This is a genomic window from Plebeiibacterium sediminum (assembly GCF_026013605.1).
GTDB lineage: Bacteria > Bacteroidota > Bacteroidia > Bacteroidales > Marinilabiliaceae > Saccharicrinis > Saccharicrinis sediminus.
In genome coordinates, this window is sequence record NZ_JAPDPJ010000005.1 from 71,126 (window position 1) to 95,253 (window position 24,128).

The window sequence follows — 24,128 nt, forward strand, 5'->3', positions numbered from 1 at the left end:
TTGCATTTAGATAAGTTTATAATGAACGAAATAGCACGAAATAGTGTTCGAAAATGAACGGGTAGTTTAGTGGAAATAAAAAAGGGACTTAATCAAGTCCCTTATATTTTTGTTTTAACTTATTTAAATCTCTTGCTAAAGTTTGTTCTCTTTCCAGCGCCCATTTTCTATGCGCATCAAACTCTTCCTGTTTATCAATTAAATCTTGTTTAGTTTTTGCAGTAACCGCATGACTGCGTTTAAACAGCAAAAACATGATAACAAATGCTGCAGCAAAAACAAAAACCAAACTCCAAACAATAACATTGTAAGTACCTTTCCCCATTAAAATACCTAAGAATGCAAAACTGTCTTTTTGTTTTGAAATCAGTGTCAGTTTTTCATTTGTTTCTTTTAGGTCAGCTTTAAGACTGTTGATTTCGCTTTTTTGATTTTCACTTTCAGTTTCAAGCTTTGTAATCGATTCTTTCAGAACTTTGACAGAATCAAGCGCATTGTCCTTAATTTTATGGAGCCAGGTTCTTTTTACAACTTGATAAGCCTCGTATGATTCAGACTTTTTAATGATGTAATTAAACTGACTTTCAAGAGTACCTTCATCCAATCCGGATTTGTTTTCTTCGGTTTCATTTTGTGCACTAATTGTTATTGCGCTGAATAAGAAAATAGTACTTAAAAATAGAGCTCTAAAAATAGTTGTTTTCACGGTATTCATGTTTAAAATGTTGTGTTGTGATTATATATTATCAAAATAACGTAAAAAATTGGAAAAAAGTAAATAAAAAAACCCGCTACTTTCGCAGCGGGCTATATTTTGTAAGTAATTGAGATTACTTATTTAGTACTTCCATTACTTCTAAAACGTGTTGTCTACTTGTTTCTAATAATGCTTTTTCTTCATCATTAAGTTTAAGCTCAATAACTTTTTCAACACCATTTTTACCAAGAACAACAGGAACGCCTAAATAACAATCATCAATTCCATATTCTCCTTCTAGTTTAATACAAACTGGGAATACTCTTTTTTGATCTTTAACGATTGCTTCAACCATTTGAGCAGCAGCTGACCCTGGAGCATACCAAGCAGAAGTTCCCATTAATTTAACTAATTCACCACCACCAAATTTAGTTCTTTCAATAATAGCGTTTAGTTTTTCTTCTTCAATTAATTCAGTAACCGGAATACCTCCAACAGTAGTGTAACGAGGAAGTGGAACCATAGTATCACCATGACCTCCCATAAGTACTGCTTGAATATCTTTTGGAGAAACATTTAATTCCTCTGCTAAGAAAGCTCTGTAACGAGCAGTGTCAAGAATACCAGCCATTCCAATTACTCTTGAGCGAGGGAATTTAGAACTGATATGAGCTTGATATGTCATTACGTCTAATGGATTTGATACAATAACAATGATTGCATCAGGAGAATATTTAACAACACTTTCTGTTACTGTTTTTACAATTCCAGCGTTTGTTGAAATAAGATCGTCACGGCTCATCCCTGGTTTACGAGGTAAACCTGAAGTGATTATAACTACGTCAGATCCAGCTGTTTTTTCATAGTCGTTTGTTGAACCTATAGTGCGAGTGTCATAAAGGTTAATTGGTGCTTTTTGCCAAATATCTAAAGCTTTACCTTCTGCAACACCTTCTTTAATGTCTACTAGAACTACCTCGTTAGCTACTTCTCGGTAAGCTAAAACGTCAGCGCAGGTAGCTCCTACGTTTCCTGCTCCTACTACAGTTACTTTCATAATTGTATTACTTTAAATTTTTCTATATTTTGTTTAGTGATATCCTTATAAATAAGAAACACAAATATATTAAGTTGATTTTAATTACAGATATTTTTCTTCAATTATCTGTGATGTTTAACAACATTAATTATAAAAACTATAGTTTCGGGGTAAAAACGTACCTTTTTTAAACTTCAGGTTCTTCTAATAATACTTTATCTCCTTCTTTTAAACCATCAATAACTCGCATATGAGTTTCATTTTCACCACTTATAATAACATTTACCTTTTTAATATTGTTCAGATTTTTTTTGTAAACGTATTTGATAGAATCATTTCCAAATACAGCTTCTCTGGGAACAACTAATGCACTGTCGGTGTCAGATACAATTATTTTATTGTAGGTTGTCATTCCAGGAAGGATCTTCTTGTTGGTATTTTCAATATTAATTAAGATGGTGAAACCATTCATTCGGGTGCCGGAAATCGCTTGTCCAATATTTGCTATTTTAGTAATTTTTCCTTTGAAAACTTCTTTTGGAAAAGCATCAATTGTAAGATTAACTTCTTGATTTAATTGAACCTTTGATATATCAATTTCTTTAACAACAGCCTGAGATTCTAATGTGTTTAAATTTGGAATTGTAGCAATTACCGGCTGCCATCTGCCTACTTCATCATCTACTTTTATTTTTCGTCCACGCCAGCCTTTCCCATAAACTACCATTCCTTCAGAAGGGGAGGTTACATATAATTTAGATTTTAATTCTTCCAGTTGATTCTTAATGTTTGTTTCATGCTCTAGTCTTTTCTCAAGACGAACTACTTTACTTTTGTGTTTTTGAATCTCTTTACTGTAATTTCTCTCTGCCGTTTTAAGGTCAAGATTGGCCTTTTTTAAACTAATTTGAGCCTGGCGCTGTGTTGCTTTCGACTCGTATTGGGATTGTTCAACGGTTATTTTACTTTCTTCTAAATTGTCTTTAGCATTGATAATGGCATCTCTTTTTTGACTTAATTCAATGGCACTGTCAAGCTTTGCTGTTTGAAGATTATTTGAAAACTCTTCAATATTATCACTTACCGTTTTTAATCTGCTTTCAACATCAGTAGGATCTAATTTGGCAATGAAATCGCCTTTTTTAACTTTTTTACCTTCACTAACCAGATCAGTAATCTTAAGGTACCAGATTTCTAATTCATTGTTTTTCATAATGTCAGGAATGTTGATCGTTTCGTATTCCTGGGCAACAATTTCACCTTCAGCTATTACTTCTTGTATAAAGTTTGTTCGTTCCACTTTTGCAATGACATTATTGTCAATGTTATCATGGGCAAAAATTAACCAAGATAGAGCAATAACAACAATAATAATGGAACCATACAAAAGAGGTTTATTCTGGATGAATTTTTTCATACCTAAGTGTTTTTCATGTAAGTCTAATTAGTTCACTGTGTTGTATGAAATAAACTAATTATTTAATGATAGATTCAATTTAAATTTGATTTAGTTGCAAGTTATCTCTGTAAGAGATAGTCCAGTTCTTTGATTAGTGTTGAATTCTCCTTAAAGTCGTGGAGTGTAATCTCTCTTATGTTATAATAACTTTGCCAATAATTTTGAATGCTTTGGATATAATTTCTTTTGGCAGCATCAACCGAGTTTCTTGCTGAATTCAGTTTGATAACATCAACTTTCCCGATTAAAAAACGTTGCTTGGTAACATCATATCCTTTTTGTGCAATTGTATCAGCTTTTGCAGCTATTTTAACCTGATCTTCCTGCATATTAAATCTCATTACCTCCATAAAAACATTTTGCTCAAAATCGATTTTAGCTTGTTTTATAGAAGCTTCGGTAACCTGCTTGTCTGATTTGGCCATTTGAACCTGTCCTCTTTTTAATCCCCAGTCAATAATCGGTACATTTAAAGAAAGACGGGCAATCTGTTGATTATCAAATGGTGCATTATATACATCACTAAATTCCTGAGAGTTTTTATTGTATCCCAGATTTACCTGTACATTTGCATCAATACCGTTTCTGCCACGAGCTTCTGCAATTTTACGGTTTGCTTCTATGAGTTGTTGTTCATACGACAAAAGGTCAGGATTATTATCGTAGGCTTTTGTAATAGCTTGATCAACTTCCACTTTGAAAGATGGAATAGATGAAGGTATTATACATTCCAGATGAATATTTTTTTCTAATCCTAAAAATGAATTGATAGCAGACTTTGCTTGTTCCAGATTAATTTTTGCCTGACTTAAACTCATTCTTGCATTTAAATAACCAAGTTCAAGGTCGAGCAATTCATCTTGAGTTACAGTTCCAATCTCAAAGCGACCTTTTCCTATTTGATATAAAGTATCGGCATTAGAAAGGTTTGTTTCCGCAATTTTTATATTTATTTCAGCTTCAGCTAAGCCAAAAAACATATTAACCGTTCTAAGCGAAAGTTCTTGCAAACTTTGTAAGTATTCTTTTTTAGCTTGTTCAAACTCCAAGGGAGCAGATAGCGATCTCCATTTAAATTCATTGTATCCATTTAATGGTTGAGTTATTCCAATAGAGATGGGAGCAGAAGAGTAGGATAGGTTACCACTTTCCAAATTTTCAATTCGTCTAAAGTCACTACTAGCCGAAATAGATCCTCCGGTAAAAGTAATGTTCTGGGTAAGATCAAGAGATCCGCTGGAAGTAAAGTTTTCATAAGGAGTTAGAACATCTTCTCCATTTTCATATCTGGTAGTAATGGTTCTCTGATAGTTAATTGGATTTGTATTTAAAACAAGCGAAGGTCTTTTCTCTGCTTTATAACTTCTGTAATTCCAATATTTGGCCAGATACATGTTTTTTTGCCTGAATTGGTATATAGATTGTGTTTCTGCAATTTTAATGGCTTCGTCAAGCGTTAGTTTTAAGTGTACATCTTTTTGTTCCTGAGCTTGAGTTTGAAATATGCTCAACAATAAAAATGTAAGTATTATGAATTGTTTCATTTCTTTTTTTGTTTAGTTTTCAGATCTTAAGAAGGGACCTAAGCTGTAACCTCGATTCTTTTATATAAATGTATTTTTATCAGTGTCTTAATGATTCAACAGGATCTTGTTCTGCGGCTTTTTTTGCAGGTAGATAACCAAAAATGACACCAACAGTAGCAGAAACACCAAAAGCAACAATAACGGAAAATGCCGATACAATAGTTTTGATATCAGCCGTTATTTCAATGATGTAAGCAAATGTAACCCCCAGAAATATTCCGATTAATCCACCAACAACACTAATTAAAGTTGATTCAGCAAGAAACTGCACTATAATATCTTTCCGGGATGCTCCAATAGCTTGTCTGGTTCCAATTTCACGAATACGTTCCCAAACCGATGCCAACATAATATTCATAATTCCAATACCACCAACAAGTAGAGATATGCCTGCAATTGCTCCAAGAACAATATTGAAAATATCATTTGTTTTTTGTTGTTGCTTTAACAGTAACTCAGGAACTGTAACCTGAAAATCGTACATTTCAAAATGCCTTCTTAAAAGCATCCGCTTGATGATATCAGCTGTGATACTGAGTTGTTCTGTTTCTTTAACCTGAACCACAATTTTATCAAGCTGATTTTGAATTTTCTGTTCTGCCTGATCACCACTTGCATTTCCTCGACCCCTGCCACGACTCATTCTTTCTAGCACTTCCGGATTAATTCGGGAGCGGTCTTTGAATCGCATTAATAGAGTTTTTGATGGGATAAAAACTTTATTGTCTGACGAACTAATTCCCATCTCATCAGAAGCAGAGCTGGTGAAATCTCTTTTTTCAGCAACTCCAACTATTTCAAGCCAGTTTTCTCCAATTTTGATATATTTCCCAACCGGGTCTTCCTGATTAAAGAATTTCTGTTTTACATTTTGTCCAATTACACAAACCGGAAGTCCTTTGGTATTTTGTACCGGATTAAAAATGTTGCCGTTTTCAATTGTTACATTTAATAGAGAGAAATAATCAGAAGATACACCCTCCAGAACAATAGGATAACTCTTACCTTGATTAACAGCATAGTAGTTCATTGAAATAACAGGACTAACCTGAGCTACTGAAGGTATTGTTTGTGCAATAGCTTGAGCATCCTGTAAAGTTAATCCTCTGGATTTTCGTTTTCCTTTGTTTTCCGAATCTTCATCGCCTGATGTTTCACTATCTGAAACCACATCATCTTTTACTGGGGTAATGATAATATTGTTGACTCCAACTAATTTAATTTGCTCTAAAACCTCCTGTTGAGCACCTTTTCCAATGGCCAGCATACTAATTACAGCAGCAACACCAAACATAATTCCTAAACCGGTAAGTAGTGATTTGACCGTGTTAGCAAGTATGGCCTCAATTGCGATAATAACGTCATGTATATATCGCCTGTAAAGTCTTTGTAGTTCTTTCATGCCTAGTTTAGGTTAGATGCTTGTTGACCTGCGGTTTCTGCAATATTGCTGGAGTCTTTTAAGCTCTCATAAATGTCAAGTCCGATAAATTTAATATCATCTTCATCCTCAATGTAGGGCTCATGCATTAAAATTTCTTCATCTTCAGAAAGGCCTTGTTTAACTACAACATAATTTCCGTTTTCTGCACCCTGTTCTATAATTTGTCTTTTAGATGGTGCTTTTTTTCTTATAATATAAGATAAGGAATCATTATGAAACACCGCTTCCAATGGAATATAGATGACATCTTTTAAGGTGGTTGAACTGATAACATTTGATGTTGTCATGGCTGGTTTCAAATCTTTATCATAACCAAAAACTTTAATGGTTACTTCAAAAACCTTTGTGTCACCACCCGGAATTACCTGACCTATGTTTGCCACTTCAACAACTTCTCCATCAAATTCTTTTTCAGGGAAAGCATCAACACCAACTTTTACTTTTTGGCCTTTCTTAACTTTACTGATATCAATCTCATTGATAAATGTTTTGGATATCATGGAAGTAAGATCCGGGAGTTCTGCTATTTTGGGCATCCAACGAGTTATTGTAGAACCAACTTTTATTTTGTTACCCATGCGATCAAAGGCATAGATTAACATGCCCGGAGCAGGAGCTTTAATATCAATGGCATCAAATAAATCTCTGATTTCTTTAATTTGAGTTCGGGTTCTTTCTACAGCACTTTCGGCTCTGGCCATTGTAATATTGTTCTGTTGTTTTTTTAAATCGTAATTTCTTAGATCCTGATCTAATTTACGTTGGGCTTTTTCAACATCAAGGTTGGCCTGACGGATTACTGCCGGAGATTCGTAAACGGATTGCTTTAATATTAATTGTTTTTCTTCCAGATCAATTCGTGAAGTAACCAATTCATCTCTTAAGTTGCTAAGGTTTATGTTGGTATCTATTCTGGCATCGTCATAAGCATCCAGTTTTTCTGATAAATCACTTAGGGCGGCAGTTAGTTTTTCTTCTACAGCACTATGATCTAAAGAGGCAACATAATCACCAGAATCAACAACGGTACCTTCTTCAATAAGATCAGTTACTTTAATCTCATATATATTAATAAGTCGTGCAGATAACTCAGAAGGTGCATTAATAGATACAGATTTTTCGGCTTGTAATTGTCCGGTACTGTATACTAAGGTCTGAAAATCTCCTTGTAAAACATTCGTGGTAACTAGGGTATCGGTATTGGATGTTGTAAATGCCATTTTGTATATAATGAATATAACAGCAAATAAAAGAAGAAGGATTCCTATCCTTTTTGGGGTTTTTCTTTTAAACATTATGTATAAGTTTAGCTAAATGAATTCGGCATTAAATATAATAACCTATGTTGTTAAATTAATACGGTTCGAAATATTATTTCGAAAATTTTAAAAAACTAATAGGTTGTTAATAAGGAAAATAGTGTTTTGAGTATAGAAACGTAGATTCCTTATTCTAGAATAACGCAGTTTTAAGTAAATTATTTTGTCAAAAAAAAATCCCCATATCAATTTGATATGGGGATATCGCTTAAATACCTGCTATTGTTTTTATGTCTTGAATAATCATTTCAGCTAATTCTTCTGCTTTCTCTTCGTTTTGTGCTTCGGAATAAATGCGGATTATTGGTTCTGTATTCGATTTTCTTAGGTGAACCCATTTGTCCGGAAAATCTATTTTTACACCATCAATATCATTCACTTGTTCGTTTTTGTATTTCTCTTTAACATCAACAAGGATTTTATCAACATCCAATTCAGGTGTTAATTCAATTTTGTTTTTAGAAATGAAATACTCAGGATATGAGGCTCTCATTTCAGAACAGGTTTTACCTGATTTAGCTAAGTGCGTTAAGAACAAACCAATACCAACCAATGCATCTCTTCCATAGTGAGATTCAGGATAGATTACTCCTCCATTACCTTCGCCACCAATAACAGCATTGGTTTCTTTCATTTTGTTTACAACATTTACCTCTCCAACAGCAGCAGCAGTGTATGTGCCATTATATTTTTCAGTTACATCTCTTAATGCACGTGTAGATGATAAATTAGAAACTGTATTACCTTTTTTCTGACTTAAAATATAATCAGAAACAGCAACAAGCGTATACTCTTCACCAAACATACTGCCATCTTCGTTAACAATAGCTAAGCGATCCACATCAGGGTCAACAACAAAACCAACATCAGCCTTCTGCTCTTTAATCAATGCTGAAATTTCAGTTAAGTTTTCTGGAAGAGGTTCCGGATTGTGAGGGAACTGGCCGTTAGGTTCGCAATAAAGTTCAATAATATTATTAACACCCAACGCCTTTAAAAGAGGAGGCAAGTAGGTTCCTCCAACAGAATTCACACAGTCGATGGCAACTTTGAAGTTGGCTTTTTTGATGGCGTCAACATCTACTAGTTCCAGATTACAAACATGGTCAACATGTTTTTGGATATAGGTATCATTTTCTTCAACAGTACCAAGTGCATCAACTTCTGCAAAGTTAAATGCTTCTTGTTCAGCAATAGCTAATATTTTTTTACCATCATCGCCACTTAGGAATTCTCCTTTATTATTAAGTAGTTTTAATGCGTTCCACTGTTTAGGATTGTGACTGGCAGTTAAAATAATACCTCCATCAGCATTTTCCATTGTAACAGCCAACTCTGTAGTTGGAGTAGTTGATAAACCTAAATTGATTACATTGGCTCCACAACCCATTAATGTACCTACTACAATTTTATCAACCATTGGTCCGGAGATTCTGGCATCGCGACCAACAACTATAGTTATTTTTTCTTTGTTTGTGTTTTCTTTAGCCCAGGCAGCATATGCTGCAGTAAACTTTACGACATCCAAAGGACTTAAGCCTTCTCCTGGTAAACCTCCAATAGTTCCACGGATTCCAGATATGGATTTGATTAATGTCATATGAATATTTTGTTTAAGTTTTGTTTTGTAATCTATTTCATGATTCCAGCCTTCAGGAAAGTGATTTCTTTTTGAGTTAAAAATCTCCATTTTCCTCGCGGAACATCTTTCTTCGTTAAACCTGAAAAATAAACACGATCAAGTTTAATTACTTCATAACCCAGATGCTTGAAGATTCTTCTTACAATTCTGTTTTTCCCGGAATGAATTTCGATACCCACTTCCAAAGGATTGTCTTTTACTAAACTTAATTTATCTGATTTAATAAAACCATCCTCTAACTCAAAACCTGTTTCTATCTTTTGCAGATCAGATTTTGTAATAGGTTTATCTAAAAATGCGTGGTATATTTTTCTGTGCTCATGACTGGGATGAGTTAGTTTTTTCGCTAAATCACCATCATTTGTTAACAGAAGAACCCCGGTTGTCATTTTATCCAATCTTCCTACAGGATAAATTCTTTCCGTACAAGCATTTTTTACAATATCAATAACCGTTCTTTTAGCATGGGGATCACTTAACGTAGTTACGCAATCCTTTGGTTTATTTAGTAATACATAAACCAGTTTTTCAGGATTCAGATCTTTGCCATCATAAACAACTTTGTCTGTTGTTTTTACCATTGTGCCAACAGCCGAAACAACTTCTCCGTTTACAGTAATAAGTCCCTCGCTAATTAATTTATCAGCTTCACGACGACTACAAACACCTGCATTAGCAATAAATTTATTCAATCTAATGGCAGCGTTGTCGTCTTTTTTTTGTGGAACAACATCTTTACCAGATGATTTATGTTCTGTATTTTTTGTCCCCTTAGTGAATTTTTTAGGAGTATTCTTGCTCATTTTCTTTATTGTGAATTTGGTGCAAAGGTCGAAAATTATTTCGAAAAAGTTAATAAAGGTAAATAATATCACCCATTTACTTATTCAACTGTACTATCAATCTTGCCATCAAATAATTGAGTTGTAATTTTGTCTCCCTTTTTAAGCGCTGTTGAATTCTTTACAGCCTTATTATTTAAATAGGTAATAGAATAACCTTTTTTTAATATGTTGATAGGGTTTAACAGGTTGTTTGTTTTTTCAAATAGTTGTAACTGTGCTTTTTTGTCCGAAAAGAAATACTTGGCTCCGGATGCTAATTTCTGTGGATATTGATCAACCGTAAGTTTTTCGTTATGGATTCGGTTTAATGATGACGTTTTTACTCTTTCTGAAATAATATTCAGATAATTGATTCTATCATTAATATATGAAGATGAGTGGTTTTCTAGTTGATGCGCCATGTTTGTCAGCATACTTTTTTGCTTGGTTAGCGAATGTGACACAAGTGGTTTAAATCGCATGGAAGATCTCTCGAACATGGCTTTATATGAAGACAATATGTCACGGGTGTTTGAAACTACATTGTCTTTTAGAAATTCCAATCGGTTATCAAAATCAGTTACCAATTCAAGAATATGTTCAGCTACTGCTGTTGGTGTTTTTAAACGGGTATGAGCCACAAAGTCAACAACCGTTTCATCTCTTTCATGCCCGATTCCTGAAAATACGGGTATTGGAAACTGTGCAATGTTATAGGCGATCCAATAATTATCAAAACACATCAGATCAGAAGTTGAGCCACCACCTCGAATAATTACAACAACATCAAATAAATCTTCATATTCATAGACTCTGTCTAAAGCGGCAGTTACAGAGGCTTCTGTTTGATCGCCCTGCATGATAGCCGGGAATAACTTGATGTAAAACTTGTAGCCTTGCGGATTATTATTTAGTTGGTTGCAAAAGTCTTCGTATCCGGCTGCCGTAGGAGAGGAGATTACGGCAATTTTTTGAGGAACAAGGGGAACTTCAAGTTCCTTATTCATATCAATGACACCTTCTTCACTAAGCTTGTTTAAAATAGCTTGTTTTTTTTGTGCCATATCTCCCAAAGTGTAATTGGGATCAATGTCTCTAATATTCAGACTAAATCCGTAAACTTCCTGAAAATCAATACTTACTCTTAATAAAACTTTTACACCTGAGGTTAGCTGTTGTCCTGTAGCCTGCATAAAATAAGGTTTCAGCATTCTATAGGTATAGGCCCAGATGTTAGCTCTTGATTTGGCTATGATTTGTTCTGTTTTTTCATCCTTTTCAATCAGCTCTAAATAGCAATGTCCATTTCTTACCTCGCGTATTTCACTAATTTCAGCCACTACCCAATAGGTATCTGCAAAAGATTCGTGGATTGTGCTTTTTATTTTGGAGTTTAATTCAAATAAGGATAGTGAAGTTTCGCTCATTACTTGGTTTTTATAATCTTAAAACTGTATTTCTGATTGGCATCTTTTAATTGTAAAACATACATTCCTCTGCAAAGTTTGTCCAAATTATTAATTGTATGTTTATTGGTAGTAGAAATGTTTTCCTGATAAACGATATTGCCTGTTATATCATAGATGCTGATATTTAAGTTTAATAAGTTTTTAGTATGATGTGATATCTCGATTTTATTGGAAAAAGGATTGGGTGTAACTCTAAATCCGTTCTTAGATTGCAATTCACTTGTAGAGCTGCTTAAGTCAAGTGCTCTGTAAAAATTTGCAATACCATATCCAAAACTGTCATCAGGAGTGTAATATTGATGACTGCTGCGTTTGATGATTTGCAATAATTCTTTATTACTGATATTTGGTTTGGCTTGCCAAAGACATGTAGCAAAACCTGCTATAATTGGGGCTGAGAAACTGGTGCCATTTAAATGGATGATGGACCCACTGATACCTTGAACAGCCGCTTGTGCTCCCAAAGCTGTAATATCAGGTTTAACTCTTCCATCATACGAGGGACCATAACTGCTAAAAGAAGTTTTTGTACTATCAGTAACCATTGCTGCCACCGATAAAATATTTTTACCATCAGCAGGCGTAATGATATATTTCCATGGGTTAGATCCTTCATTTCCGGCACTGTTCACAACCAGCATTCCTTTTGAAAATGCTTTTTCTGCCCCGGTTACGCAAATCGTTGTTTGCCCATCCATATCCTCGTAGGTGTGGTTAAAAGTAGCATCATTAAACTCGTAATAACCCAACGAAGAATTGATTACATCAACACCTGCACTGTCGGCATATTCGGCAGCAATCACCCAATTATATTCTTCAATCGGATATTCACTGTTGTCATCTTCTGTTCTTAGCAAAATATAATCGGCCTCCGTGGCAGCTCCTTTAAATTCTCCATCTAAATAACCACCCAATACAGAAAGCACATACATTCCGTGTGTATATTCTGAATGAAATACATCACTTCCGGGACTAACAATGTCAACCGAAGCCTTAATCTGATTATTATTCCATAAATGATTAAAGGCAGGTAGTTCATCTGCATGTCCAAAACCATTATCAATCACAGCAATGAGCATTCCCTTACCTTCATATCCCTCCTGATGTAAGAGATGTCCGTTTATAGTTACTGTTTGATTGTAGGCTTGTCCATACAAATTTGTGACATCAGATTTTAATGAAGCAGTCGGATTCTGAGACTGAAATTTAGAAATACTGCTTTTTAAGTTAGATTTCCAGATTAAACGGGCGTCAGAAATAAATGAAACCCGGGTTATTGTATCAATTAAAGTTGTGTTGTTAGTTTCAATTATGGCTCCGTTTAACCATTTAGATGGCCAAAGAACATTGACATTCATCTTCTTTAAACTGTCGAGGTAAAATTGGGAAACAGGAAGGTCTTCTTCTGTGATATTAATATTTTGCTTTGCTCTCCTTTGCATGGCTCTTTGCGACAAAAAAGCTTCAGGGGAGTTTGTGGAAAAGGTGTTGTTTGCTTTGTCTGTAAAAGCAATAAAATACTTTTGAGCATTCATATTAGGAATGATGAATGCCCAAAGTAAGAATAAGATATTTATATATTTTTGTTTCAACAATTAAGTATCATTAGCACTATTATATACCTCTTATGTATGAGTCCGGATCATGTTTAAATTCTTCAGGATCTTTAAGTTTACCTTTGTTTTTTTCAAACTCCTGAAATAAAAGTTTTTGTTTATCGTCAAAATCCGCCTCGTTAAGTGTTTTACCATCCTTATAATTAATTTTATAAGAAATGTTTCCTTCAGGAGTAAATATGATCCAGGTTCCTTCTTCTTTGCCATTCTCAAATTTCCCCTGAACTTCCATTTTTCCATTCTCAAAATAAACAATATACGGTCCTTCAATCAGGCCATTTACATGAGCAGCCTTTAACTTAATACTACCCGATTCGTGATATTTATACCAGATACCATCTTTAACATCATCTTTCCATTCAACTTCCTCAGCTTTTTTTCCATTTCTGAAAAAATAGGTGGTCATACCATCTTTTTTGCCTTTGTTATAGTTTTCTTTAGTTAAAAGTTTTCCTTCACTAGAGAAATATTCCCAAAGACCATCTTTTATCTTTCCGAAATAAGTACCTGTTGCAGTTAGTTTACCATCTTCATTGTAGGTTTCAACTTTACCGTATTCTCCTTTATCGTCGTAATTAATCACAACTTGCTTGTTTCCATTTTGGTAAAAACGTTTCATTTCCCCAACAGGAATATCATCTTTAAAAGTGACAGAGTAGGCTAGTTTTCCATTGTTATACCTTTTCTCCCAGTGGCCTTGTTTTCTGCCTTGTTCATCTTTTTGGTTGATTTTATCAGTGGCGTTGTTGGGAGTAATTGTTTGTTTTGATGGAACTTTATTGCCAAAAACATCCATTTCCTGGGCATGAATTGTTCCTAAACCTAAACTGAGTCCTATAATAATGGCTGAAATCTTCATTGATAATTTGTTTGTTGATTAATAACTAGAATCCGAATTTTTATATCGAATTCAGTTTAACAGCTACAAATTTAATAAGACTTACAAACAATCAATAAAGACAAGCTAATTATTTAAATAGTAAAAATACGCAGGAAATTAATGTTAACACGAGTGTGGAGTTTTTAAAAATATTGGATGGTATTTTATTGTTAAGCCTTTTACCAATATAAGTGCCAATGTAAATTAAAGGGAAAAACAATAAAACTAATTTTAGTGATTCCATGGTAATTAAATCGGCTATGAAATAACCAATGATGGCAACAATAGATGTTGTTATGTTAAACCATGAAAATATTTCGCGAAACTCCTGATTGTTGATTTTTGCTGAGTTAAGAAATATAGTCAAGGGAGGTCCGCTGACAGATGTACTCCCTGTCAGTAAACCAACAACCGCACCAACAATAGGATACGTAACCCCCGGATAATTTACAGGAGACTTTGAAATAAAGAAGGAAAGTCCTGTAAGTGCTATAAATATCATACTTATGATATGAATCAGATGTTCTTCGTTTGCATTTTTTAAAATTAGTACCCCTAATAAAGTAAAAACAGCTCCGGTTACTATCAGAGGTTTTACTTTAGGGGGTACTAAATTTTTATCCTTTTTTTGAAGGATAATTATAGTTGATGAAATAAAGTTACAGATGACTAACACCGGGATAATTTCTGCTGGCGAATACCAAATTAAAAGCGGCGGTAATGATACTAATGCAAAACCAAAACCTGAAATACCTTTAATTAAGCTGGCTACCGAAACAATTAAAATTATCCAAAACAGTGTCATAATTATAAAATTGTTAATGTTAGAAAAGAAGTGGTTCCTATGATCATCCATAGTAAAACACCATGTATAAAACTTTTTACTCCTGCCTTTTTGGCTTCTTTTATTGAAATATCTGATCCAATTAGGAATAATGCAGCAATCATTCCTTTTTTACCTAACCAGTTTAAGTGAGTAAATGTTGTGTTCCATGCTGGTAAAAAATGTGCAACAACTATGGCTACCACAAATAATCCAATAAATACAGGAATCTTAATTTTTCTTGAACTTGAGTTTTTTTGAGTTAATGAAATTACAACAGCTAAAGGAATTATCCAAAGGGCTCTGATTAATTTAACAGTTGTTGCAACTTCCAGGGCTTCTTTACCATAACTGGCTCCAGCGCCCACAACAGAACTGGTGTCGTGTATTGCAATGGCTGCCCAATGTCCAAAAGTAACCTGACTCATATCAAAATAATGACCAATTACCGGAAAAATAACCAGTGCAATTGCGTTGAGGATAAATACCACAACCAATGAAAAAGATACCTGATAACTTTTGGCATTTAATACATTGGAAATAGCTGCTATTGCGCTTCCTCCGCAAATGGCAGTTCCTGCAGAAATTAATAAGCCAATTTTAGAATCTATTTTCAGGAGTTTAGTTAACAAAAATCCTGCTGTCATTACTGTGATTACAGAAATTGCCGTTTCTACAAAACCTTCTTTTGAAGTGGCTATTACCTGAGTGAGGTTCATGCCAAAACCCATCAGTACAATGGATGCTTTTAAAACAAATGATGTTTGCTTATTGATAGCTGAATATTTAATTCCGGCTAAGGATAAAACAATTCCACAAGCCAATGCCAAAGCCGGTGAAAAAACAGGCGTAAAGCATAGTCCAATAATTGTGAAATATATAAGCTGTATTTGTTTTTGACTTAGTTGCATCTTGTGACATTTTTATGACAAGAACAAAAGTATATAGTTGCAATAACTAAAACAAATACAAAAAAATTATCATATATAATTAAAAGTTATAATTACTTAGATAGTTGATAAATAATTGGGCGGTATAACTTGGAGTTCCTTGTCTTAATGCAATTCTAAACTTTCGGTCAATCTTTAACCGATTAACACTAAGCTTTACAATTTGCTTTAGTTCAATTTCTTTGGAAATAGACTTTTCAGAAACCAAGGCAACACCTTCAAAGTTGATCAGGAAATTTTTAATGGCTTCGGTACTTCCTAAATGGATCACAATATTCAAATCCTCCAGATTAATATTATTCTCGCCCAACGATTTTCTAATTACTTCTAATGTTCCGGAACCTCTTTCTCTTAATACCATCGGAATATTCTCCAGATCAGCAATAGCTATTTGTCTTTTCTTAGCATATACGCTGTTGTTTCCGGTAACCACAACAATTTCATCATCTAAAAATTCTGAGTATTTAAGTTCTTTTAAAGATGACGATCCTTCAATAAGCGCAATGTCAATTTCTTCCGATAAAAGCTTCTGTTGAATTTCGTGAGAGTTGCCACTTAACAGGTGTAAATCAATTTTAGGATATCGTTTATAAAAGGCTGCAAGTGTTTCCGGTATCAAATACTGTGAAATGGTTGAACTGGCACCTATCCTTAAACTTCCTTTAAAGGTGTTGTTTAATCTGCCCAATTCAAATTCAAGCTCAGCATATTGTTGCTTAATCTTTTTAAGATACTCGTAGTTTACCTTTCCGGCTTTTGTTAAATATATTCTGTTTCCTTTTCTGTCAAATAACGTACTTTTTAATTTAGATTCGAGTTCTTTGATGTGTTTAGTAACGGCAGGCTGACTAATAAAAAGTTCTTCTGCAGCTTTTGAAAAGCTTAAGTTTTCTGCAACAGCTAAAAATACTCGGTCTCTAAAATCCATAATCTTATAGAACAGATCGTTTAAAAATGCAACAAATTATATATATTCAGGCAAAATTAACAAATTATATGAGGTAATGAATACTAGTGCACCAGACTCAACTATAAACTGTAAAAACTGTGAAACAACTTTTGTTGGAAATTTTTGTCCCCAATGTGGCCAATCTGTGAAGGATTACGAAAAACCTTTTGGTTTGCTCTTATACGATTTAATGGGGAATATTTTTGCCTTTGATACACGCTTGTGGAAAACCTTGCTGGCTGTGCTATTTAAGCCAGGTAAAATGGCCAGTGAGTTCATCGCAGGACATCGAGTGCGATATATGCCTCCCTTTCGTTTGTATGTGTTTATAAGTTTTATTTTTTTCTTACTACTGAATACGGTTACCTTGGAAACTATTGAAAAGAATTATAAACAGTCGGATAGTGAAATTGTAAAATTGGCAAATAACAATAAAAAGAACTTTATCTTATTTAATTCAAAAAATTTTGACGTAGCTCAAGAAGATACTTTAGTAACTGAAAATCCAGAAATGGAAGAAGCTAATAAAGAAGATAATGAGGTACTGAATCATATTAAAGATATCAATAGTCACCCTGAATATTATTTGCCCCAGTTTTTTAAATACCTATCCTGGTTTTTATTTTTATTAATGCCATTATACGGCGCGATGCTTTGGTTGTTTTTTAGGAAAAGCTATAAATATTATCTCGGGCATTTGATTTTTGCTATTAATCAGCACTCTTTTCTGTTCATTATATTTATTGTAATGATGTTATTGAGTTACTTTTTGCCTGGCGTAGCAAGTGCAATAAATGGATGGTTGTTTCTTTTAGTTCCGATATACTCAATAATTGGAGCACATAAGCTGTATAAGAAAAAATGGCTTACTGTGTTTTGGCGCCTATTTGCCATATTTTTTATGTATAGCATCACAATTATTACAGGATTGATTACTGCAGCTGCAATTGTAATTATTTAAGTACAAGAAACTTATGCTTTTGTTATAAGTGTTTCTTTATGGATTATGTTTAAAGTATCCTTATGAATAGAGTTAATGGCGGATATATTTGAGGGTGGATATATTTCTAAGTTGTAGGTAATTTACCATGTTACATAAAAAAATAAATAACCTGGAAAACAAACGATAATATTCGTTTACACCTAAATAAAAGTAATCGTGATATTTATACATTTTCGTAAGTTAAGTTTATATGAAGAACTTATTAGACATAATTGCAGATTCAATAAAAGTTCAACATAACGTAAATGTTGCTCGAATAGATGATGATATACTTCAAATAGATAAAGGTGAATCACCAAGATTTATTGATTTTTCATTTGAAAATGAGGCTAGAATAGGAATTGGTGGTGTTGTAGAATTCTTACCATATACAGAAAGTGGAGAAGATATGATAAAGAGGTTTTATAAAATACTTTCATGTCGAGTAGAGAGAATAACTTTTAGAAAGGGACAAATGGTTTATAAAGTTCATTACAATTTAATCCTCCCTAATGGTGAAAAAGAAATATTTGGGACACATATGACATGGTTATTTCCTTATTGGAGAAAGACTACTTCAAAAATCAATATAGAGGGACCTATAATCTCTGAACAAGAAGTTAATAATGAGATTGAACGAATAAGAACTACCTACAATACACAATAAATTTCTGTTGGCAGTAAAACGTAACCTGAAAAGTTTGTTTTTTATAAGAACTGTGTATGAGCGGAAAGGAATGGCGTTTCTAAAGCAACCGGTTATTTATGCCAATGTTGACGTTAAGTAATAAAATGGCAAAACAGCATATTAATTTTTGTCATATATCATTTTCTATATAAAAGACACTACGTAATAACGAATCAGAGTATAAACTAAAAAGGTTCTGAAGTATATAAAACACCCGCCAACTCTCATCTATTCCACCGTTGGTGTTTCATTAACTATGGTGTTTGCTATCTCCGGAAATGTCCATGAATAATCATTTCTGCTAATGATACCAAAATAATCTGCAGTACCATTATCCCACCAAATCGGAGATATACCTCTGCTTATACATCCATTGGCAAAATATTGAGCATGCAGTACTCTATCCTCCGTATTATTGTGATTCAAACTACCCCATTCTCCCATCACCACAGCAATTCCGTTTGTAATAAACTTTTGGTACACTCTATCCAGTTCCGCATCCATAGCTTGTTTTTCAGATTCTGTTCCCCATTTAGTAACATAGTTGCTGGTTGCAAGTGCAAAATTATATGGAAAATAATTATGCACAGAAACAATCAAATTAGAAGAAGAAGGTAACTCTAAACCATCTATGGCAACTTGAGCTGATGATGCCGCATAAGGAGATATTAAAATGTAACGTAGAGCATTATTGCCTCCTGTTGCCCTAATGGCATCAACATTAACCTGGTGGTATTGATTGATACAGTCTCTGCCTTCTGCTGTTCCTCCGGTCCATTCTGCAGAAGAGCCTATTAAGCGCGGTTCATTTAAACTCTCAAATATCAGATGTTCATCATAATCTTTAAAACGGGTAGCTATTTGAGTCCAAACCTTGTTTAGCTGATCTTTTATAACATCAACCTGATCATAAGTGGGAACAATCCACTCTTCATCGTGATGAATATTTATAATTACGTACATTCCATTATCCAAGCCGTAATTCACCACTTCTTCAACCCTGTCAAGCCATTCTGACTCTATAGTATAATCAGGAGCGCTTCCCATATGGTATTGCCAGGTAACAGGAACACGTAGTGTTTTAAATCCCTTATTGCTTACAGCGTCAATCAACTCTTTAGTTGCTTTAGGATTCCCCCAGGCTGTCTCGTCTACACTCTTTGTATCCAGTGTGTTTCCAAGATTCCAACCAACACCCATATTGGCAACAAACAGCATTGCACTTTCATCAATAACGGGAGCATCTTCTGTTGTAAATGATATCTCAACAGCTTCCTCTAAAGGAACATTAAAAGTATTAATAACAGCTCCTTTGGGAATAATTATGGAATAATTGGTACCATATTCCAGATCAATAGTGAAGATTAATTTTGTGAAGTCAGCCACTACTGAGGCAGCCTCGTTATTTATTGTAATACCGTGATTGGTAGCAAGCGAAATAACTTCATCAAAAGTAATTTCAATTACAGATGAAGGATTTACATCTACAGCATTATTTTCAGGTGTACTTGATTTAAAAACCGGAGCAGTATGTTCAATACTGTCAGATTTAGAACAAGATGCACTCATAAAAATCATCAATACTAAAACAATAATTTCTTTTAAACTATTCATCTTCATTACAATTAATAATTTAGGTGTCTGAAATTTATGCCTGGGATGTGTTAAAAAGTCCTCCTTGCTGCAAGCAGCTTGTATCTCGTACCCCGATACACGATGTTATTTTAGTACGGGGTTACGAGTAGATCAAATTACCAAATGTGAAGACACGCCTGGTAGCATAATTGAAGGAATATCCAAATGTGAAAGAAGTTTTTATGGTGGTTAATCTTTTTACTTTCAGTTTTATACTTTCAACTTCTTATATCATGTCATGCATTTTTAGCCATTCCAACATCAATAAAGGCCATTGTTTTTGAGTGCCTTTAACATCCCTCATGCCGTAACCGTGTCCTCCCTTTTCAAAAATATGAATTTCGCTCGATACCTTATTTTCTTGCAGAGCCTGAAAATATCCCAAACTATTTTGAATAGGTATAGCATGATCGTCAGCAGAGTGAATCATAAAAGTCATAGGAGTGTTTGGTGTAATTTGCTGCTCGTTAGAGTATTGATTAATCAATTCTTCAGAAGGAGCTTTACCAATTAAATTAATTCTTGATCCCATATGAGTTACACCTTCTTTCATACTGATAACAGGATAAACAAGAACTGAGAAATCAGGTCGGGCAGATGTAGTATCTTTAGTTTTATATACTTCGCGGTCAAATTGTGTAGAGATTGTAGAAGCTAAGTGTCCACCGGCAGAAAAACCAATCACTCCAATTTTATGAGGATCAATGTTCCATTCTTTAGCATTGTTTCTGATCATTCGCATGGCTTGTTGGGCATCTTGTAAAGGACCAACATCTTTTTGTTTCATGATTTGATCACTTGGCAAACGATATTTTAAAAGAATACCTGCAATACCATGTTGTTTTAGCCATTCTGCCAATATAAAACCTTCGTGGTCATAAGCTAAGCAAGTGTATCCACCGCCCGGGCATATTAATATGGCAGCACCTGTAGCTTTATCTGCATCAGGAAGGTAAACTTTTATGGTAGGATCGGTTACTTTAATATATCTGTTTTCTCTGCCTCTGCCATCAGTAGGTGATTCTTTGTAATCTTTGTTTTTTATGGCTCCCGGAGCTCCTTTGGGCCATAGTTGTAACTCTTGTTGTTGTGCGCTCATGTTTGATGTAAGAAGTAATCCTGAAATACAAATCAGGAAACCTAATTGTAGTAACTTTTTAGTCATTGTTATATTTATTTTGTGAATTTTTTAAGGAAGCCTAAATATAACAATAAAATAGAAAAGGCTATCCCAACAGGGATAGCCTCTCTATAATAACTACATATATTGAATTATTTTACTTCTTCAAAATCAACATCTGTAACTTCGTCATCACCACCTTTTGCTTGTTCGCCTTGTGGTTGACCAGCATCAGGTCCTGGTTGTGCACCACCTTGTGCCTGACTTGCATTATACATCTCTTGAGATGCAGCCTGGAATACAGTGTTTAACTCAGTTGTAGCAGCATCAATACCTGCAAGATCTTCAGCTTTATGAGCAGCTTTTAATTTTTCAAGAGCAGCTTCGATAGGTGCCTTTTTGTCAGCTGGTAATTTATCACCAAACTCTTTCAATTGCTTTTCAGTTTGGAAAATTAAGCTGTCAGCTCCGTTCATTTTATCGATTTTCTCTTTAGCTTGCTTGTCAGCTTCAGCATTTGCAGCAGCTTCGTCTTTCATACGCTTGATTTCATCATCGCTTAATCCTGAAGAAGCTTCGATACGGATACTTTGTTCTTTTCCTGTAGATTTATCCTTAGCAGTTACGTGTAGGATACCGTTTGCATCAATATCAAATGATACTTCAATTTGAGGTACACCACGTTGTGCTGGTGGAATTCCATCTAAGTGGAAACGACCAATTGTTTTATTTTGGTTTGCCATCGGACGCTCACCTTGTAGAATATGAATTTCTACTGAAGGTTGATTGTCGGCAGCAGTTGTAAATGTTTCTGACTTTTTAGTTGGAATTGTTGTGTTTGATTCAATCAACTTAGTCATTACACCACCCATTGTTTCAATACCTAATGAAAGTGGAGTTACATCAAGAAGTAATACATCTTTTACTTCACCAGTTAATACACCACCTTGAATTGCAGCACCTACAGCTACTACTTCATCAGGGTTAACTCCTTTAGAAGGCTCTTTTCCGAAGAATTTCTTAACGATTTCCTGAATAGCAGGAATACGAGTAGATCCACCTACTAAAATTACCTCGTCAATATCTGAAGGAGACATACCAGCGTCAGCTAAAGCTGCTTTACATGGCTCTAAAGTAGCCTGAATTAATCTGTCAGCTAATTGCTCAAACTGAGCACGGCTTAAAGTTTTAACCAAGTGCTTTGGAATACCATCAACAGGCATAATATATGGTAAGTTGATTTCAGTAGAATTTCCACTTGACAACTCAATTTTAGCTTTTTCAGCAGCGTCTTTCAAACGTTGGTGAGCCATCGCATCTTTACGCAAGTCAATACCTTCGTCTTTTAAAAACTCATCAGCTAACCAGTTAATGATTACATCATCAAAGTCATCTCCACCAAGGTGAGTATCACCATTTGTAGATTTTACTTCAAATACACCATCACCAAGCTCAAGTACAGAAATATCGAAAGTACCACCACCAAGGTCAAATACTGCAATTTTCATATCTCTGTCCATCTTATCTAAACCATAAGCTAATGAAGCAGCTGTTGGCTCGTTGATGATACGTTTAACTGTTAAACCAGCAATTTCTCCGGCTTCTTTTGTAGCCTGACGCTGAGAGTCGTTAAAGTAAGCAGGCACTGTAATTACAGCTTCAGTTACTTCTTGTCCAAGATAATCTTCAGCTGTTTTCTTCATTTTTTGAAGAATCATAGCTGAAATCTCTTGTGGAGAATATTTTCTGTCGTCGATAATTACACGTGGAGTGTTGTTATCTCCTTTAATTACTTGGTAAGGTACACGAGAAATTTCTTTTGGAATTTCATCAAAGTTATCACCAATAAAACGTTTGATAGAATAAATCGTTTTTGCTGGATTTGTGATAGCCTGACGTTTTGCAGGGTCACCTACTTTTCTTTCGCCACCTTCAACAAACGCAACAATTGAAGGAGTAGTTCTTTTACCTTCGCTATTTGGAATTACAACCGGCTCGCTTCCTTCCATTACTGAAACACAGGAGTTGGTTGTACCTAAGTCGATTCCAATTATTTTTCCCATTTTAATTATAAATTTATTTAAGTTCTTAATATTTTCTTTTTCGAATACGTTCTCCTTTATTTCAAATGCTGTGCCATGCCATAAAATTGGCATATTGGTGAAAAATTGACACGAGATGCTTTTGTTTCATGAATACGCTGTCATGTTTTTGTGACAAAAAGGCATTTTTTCCTTTGAAAAGTAACCACAACGGACACGAAGAATTTTCACAAAGAACTGGGAGAGGGTATAGTCCACAGTCTTCAGTTTTTAGTCAACATCTGACGCAAGATTGCATCTTGTGACTCCATTTTTAGACAGGATTAACAAGATTAACGGGATTGATTTATATTAATAAATCTTGTTTTACTGGAGGAAATCATCCTGTAAATCCTGTTTTTAATTTATATACTAGCCAGAAGGTTTTACATAAAGGTCCAGGTTGCAAACTTGAACCAGAATAAGAGATGGTATAGTCCACAGTCCACAGTCCACAGTCTTCAGTTTTCAGTCCACATCTGTCTCAAGATTGCATCTTGTGACTCCATTGCTTTAGACAGGATTAACGAGATTAACAGGATCGATTTATATTCATAAATATTGTTTTACTAGAGGAAACCATCCTGTTAATTCAGTAAAACCTGTCTTTAATTTATATACTAGCCAGAAGGTTTTGCATAAAGGTCCAAGTTGCAAACTTGAACCAGAATACGAGAGGGTATAGTCCACAGTCTTCAGTTTTTAGTCAACATCTATCGTAAGATTGCATCTTGTGACCTATTGCTTTAGACAGGATCAACAAGATTAGCAGGATCGATTTATATTAATAAATTTTGTTTTACTAAAGGAAATCATCCTGTTAATTCTGTAAATCCTGTCTTTAATTTATATACTAGCCATAAGGTTTTATAAAAAGGTCCAAGTTGCAAACTTGAACCAGAGTAAAGTGGGGTTCTAAAGCCAA

Annotated in this window: 19 protein-coding genes; 2 read left to right on the forward strand and 17 right to left on the reverse strand. The window is 34.4% G+C overall.

Annotated features, from left to right (window positions below; translation table 11 throughout):
• Window positions 1-88: 88 nt before the first annotated feature.
• From OM075_RS04240 to OM075_RS04305, 14 genes are all read right to left on the reverse strand, one after another.
• Window positions 89-706 carry a tRNA (guanine-N1)-methyltransferase gene (locus tag OM075_RS04240; protein ID WP_301189231.1) on the reverse strand — a complete coding sequence of 206 codons (618 nt, stop codon included), beginning with the start codon at window positions 704-706 and terminating at the stop codon, window positions 89-91.
• 124 nt (window positions 707-830) lie between these two features.
• Window positions 831-1,754, reverse strand: coding sequence for a malate dehydrogenase (mdh, locus tag OM075_RS04245; RefSeq protein WP_301189232.1), 924 nt, complete (start codon window positions 1,752-1,754; stop codon window positions 831-833).
• A gap of 169 nt (window positions 1,755-1,923) precedes the next feature.
• Complete coding sequence (locus tag OM075_RS04250) at window positions 1,924-3,153, reverse strand: efflux RND transporter periplasmic adaptor subunit (protein WP_301189233.1); 1,230 nt, start codon at window positions 3,151-3,153, stop codon at window positions 1,924-1,926.
• A 101-nt stretch (window positions 3,154-3,254) separates the two neighbouring features.
• The gene (locus OM075_RS04255; RefSeq protein ID WP_301189234.1) at window positions 3,255-4,739 is read right to left on the reverse strand and encodes a TolC family protein; all 1,485 of its coding nucleotides are present in this window, start codon (window positions 4,737-4,739) and stop codon (window positions 3,255-3,257) included.
• 79 nt (window positions 4,740-4,818) lie between these two features.
• Window positions 4,819-6,183, reverse strand: coding sequence for an ABC transporter permease (locus OM075_RS04260; protein ID WP_301189235.1), 1,365 nt, complete (start codon window positions 6,181-6,183; stop codon window positions 4,819-4,821).
• A 2-nt stretch (window positions 6,184-6,185) separates the two neighbouring features.
• Window positions 6,186-7,520, reverse strand: coding sequence for an efflux RND transporter periplasmic adaptor subunit (locus OM075_RS04265; protein ID WP_301189236.1), 1,335 nt, complete (start codon window positions 7,518-7,520; stop codon window positions 6,186-6,188).
• 232 nt (window positions 7,521-7,752) lie between these two features.
• The gene (gene glmM / locus OM075_RS04270) at window positions 7,753-9,144 is read right to left on the reverse strand and encodes a phosphoglucosamine mutase (RefSeq protein ID WP_301189237.1); all 1,392 of its coding nucleotides are present in this window, start codon (window positions 9,142-9,144) and stop codon (window positions 7,753-7,755) included.
• Between the two features lie 32 nt (window positions 9,145-9,176).
• On the reverse strand, window positions 9,177-9,989 hold the full coding sequence (locus tag OM075_RS04275; protein WP_301189238.1) for a pseudouridine synthase: 813 nt from the start codon (window positions 9,987-9,989) through the stop codon (window positions 9,177-9,179).
• An 80-nt stretch (window positions 9,990-10,069) separates the two neighbouring features.
• The gene (gene xseA / locus OM075_RS04280; RefSeq protein ID WP_301189239.1) at window positions 10,070-11,437 is read right to left on the reverse strand and encodes an exodeoxyribonuclease VII large subunit; all 1,368 of its coding nucleotides are present in this window, start codon (window positions 11,435-11,437) and stop codon (window positions 10,070-10,072) included.
• Window positions 11,437-13,014 (reverse strand): S8 family peptidase, encoded by a 1,578-nt coding sequence (locus tag OM075_RS04285; RefSeq protein ID WP_301189240.1) that lies wholly within the window; start codon window positions 13,012-13,014, stop codon window positions 11,437-11,439. Before OM075_RS04285 ends, xseA begins: the two co-directional genes overlap by 1 nt.
• A gap of 79 nt (window positions 13,015-13,093) precedes the next feature.
• Entirely contained in the window at window positions 13,094-13,954 is an 861-nt protein-coding gene (locus tag OM075_RS04290; protein ID WP_301189241.1) for a toxin-antitoxin system YwqK family antitoxin, read from the reverse strand.
• A gap of 109 nt (window positions 13,955-14,063) precedes the next feature.
• Window positions 14,064-14,780 carry a sulfite exporter TauE/SafE family protein gene (locus tag OM075_RS04295; protein ID WP_301189242.1) on the reverse strand — a complete coding sequence of 239 codons (717 nt, stop codon included), beginning with the start codon at window positions 14,778-14,780 and terminating at the stop codon, window positions 14,064-14,066.
• Between the two features lie 2 nt (window positions 14,781-14,782).
• The gene (locus tag OM075_RS04300) at window positions 14,783-15,709 is read right to left on the reverse strand and encodes a YeiH family protein (RefSeq protein WP_301189243.1); all 927 of its coding nucleotides are present in this window, start codon (window positions 15,707-15,709) and stop codon (window positions 14,783-14,785) included.
• Between the two features lie 79 nt (window positions 15,710-15,788).
• Window positions 15,789-16,676 carry a LysR family transcriptional regulator gene (locus OM075_RS04305; protein WP_301189244.1) on the reverse strand — a complete coding sequence of 296 codons (888 nt, stop codon included), beginning with the start codon at window positions 16,674-16,676 and terminating at the stop codon, window positions 15,789-15,791.
• Between the two features lie 76 nt (window positions 16,677-16,752).
• Between OM075_RS04305 and OM075_RS04310 the strand changes: the two genes are divergently transcribed.
• Together OM075_RS04310 and OM075_RS04315 are read left to right on the forward strand one after the other, a co-directional pair.
• Window positions 16,753-17,658 (forward strand): DUF3667 domain-containing protein, encoded by a 906-nt coding sequence (locus tag OM075_RS04310; protein WP_301189245.1) that lies wholly within the window; start codon window positions 16,753-16,755, stop codon window positions 17,656-17,658.
• A 232-nt stretch (window positions 17,659-17,890) separates the two neighbouring features.
• Window positions 17,891-18,346: a hypothetical protein gene (locus OM075_RS04315; RefSeq protein WP_301189246.1), complete on the forward strand. Its 456-nt coding sequence runs from the start codon at window positions 17,891-17,893 to the stop codon at window positions 18,344-18,346.
• Between the two features lie 249 nt (window positions 18,347-18,595).
• Here the strand turns inward: OM075_RS04315 and OM075_RS04320 are convergent, their stop codons facing one another.
• From OM075_RS04320 to dnaK, 3 genes are all read right to left on the reverse strand, one after another.
• Entirely contained in the window at window positions 18,596-19,981 is a 1,386-nt protein-coding gene (locus tag OM075_RS04320) for a cellulase family glycosylhydrolase (protein ID WP_301189247.1), read from the reverse strand.
• A gap of 247 nt (window positions 19,982-20,228) precedes the next feature.
• A complete protein-coding gene (locus OM075_RS04325) occupies window positions 20,229-21,167 on the reverse strand; it encodes an alpha/beta hydrolase (RefSeq protein WP_301189248.1) in 939 nt (312 codons plus the stop codon).
• Between the two features lie 107 nt (window positions 21,168-21,274).
• Window positions 21,275-23,185 (reverse strand): molecular chaperone DnaK, encoded by a 1,911-nt coding sequence (dnaK, locus tag OM075_RS04330; RefSeq protein WP_301189249.1) that lies wholly within the window; start codon window positions 23,183-23,185, stop codon window positions 21,275-21,277.
• Window positions 23,186-24,128 lie beyond the last annotated feature (943 nt).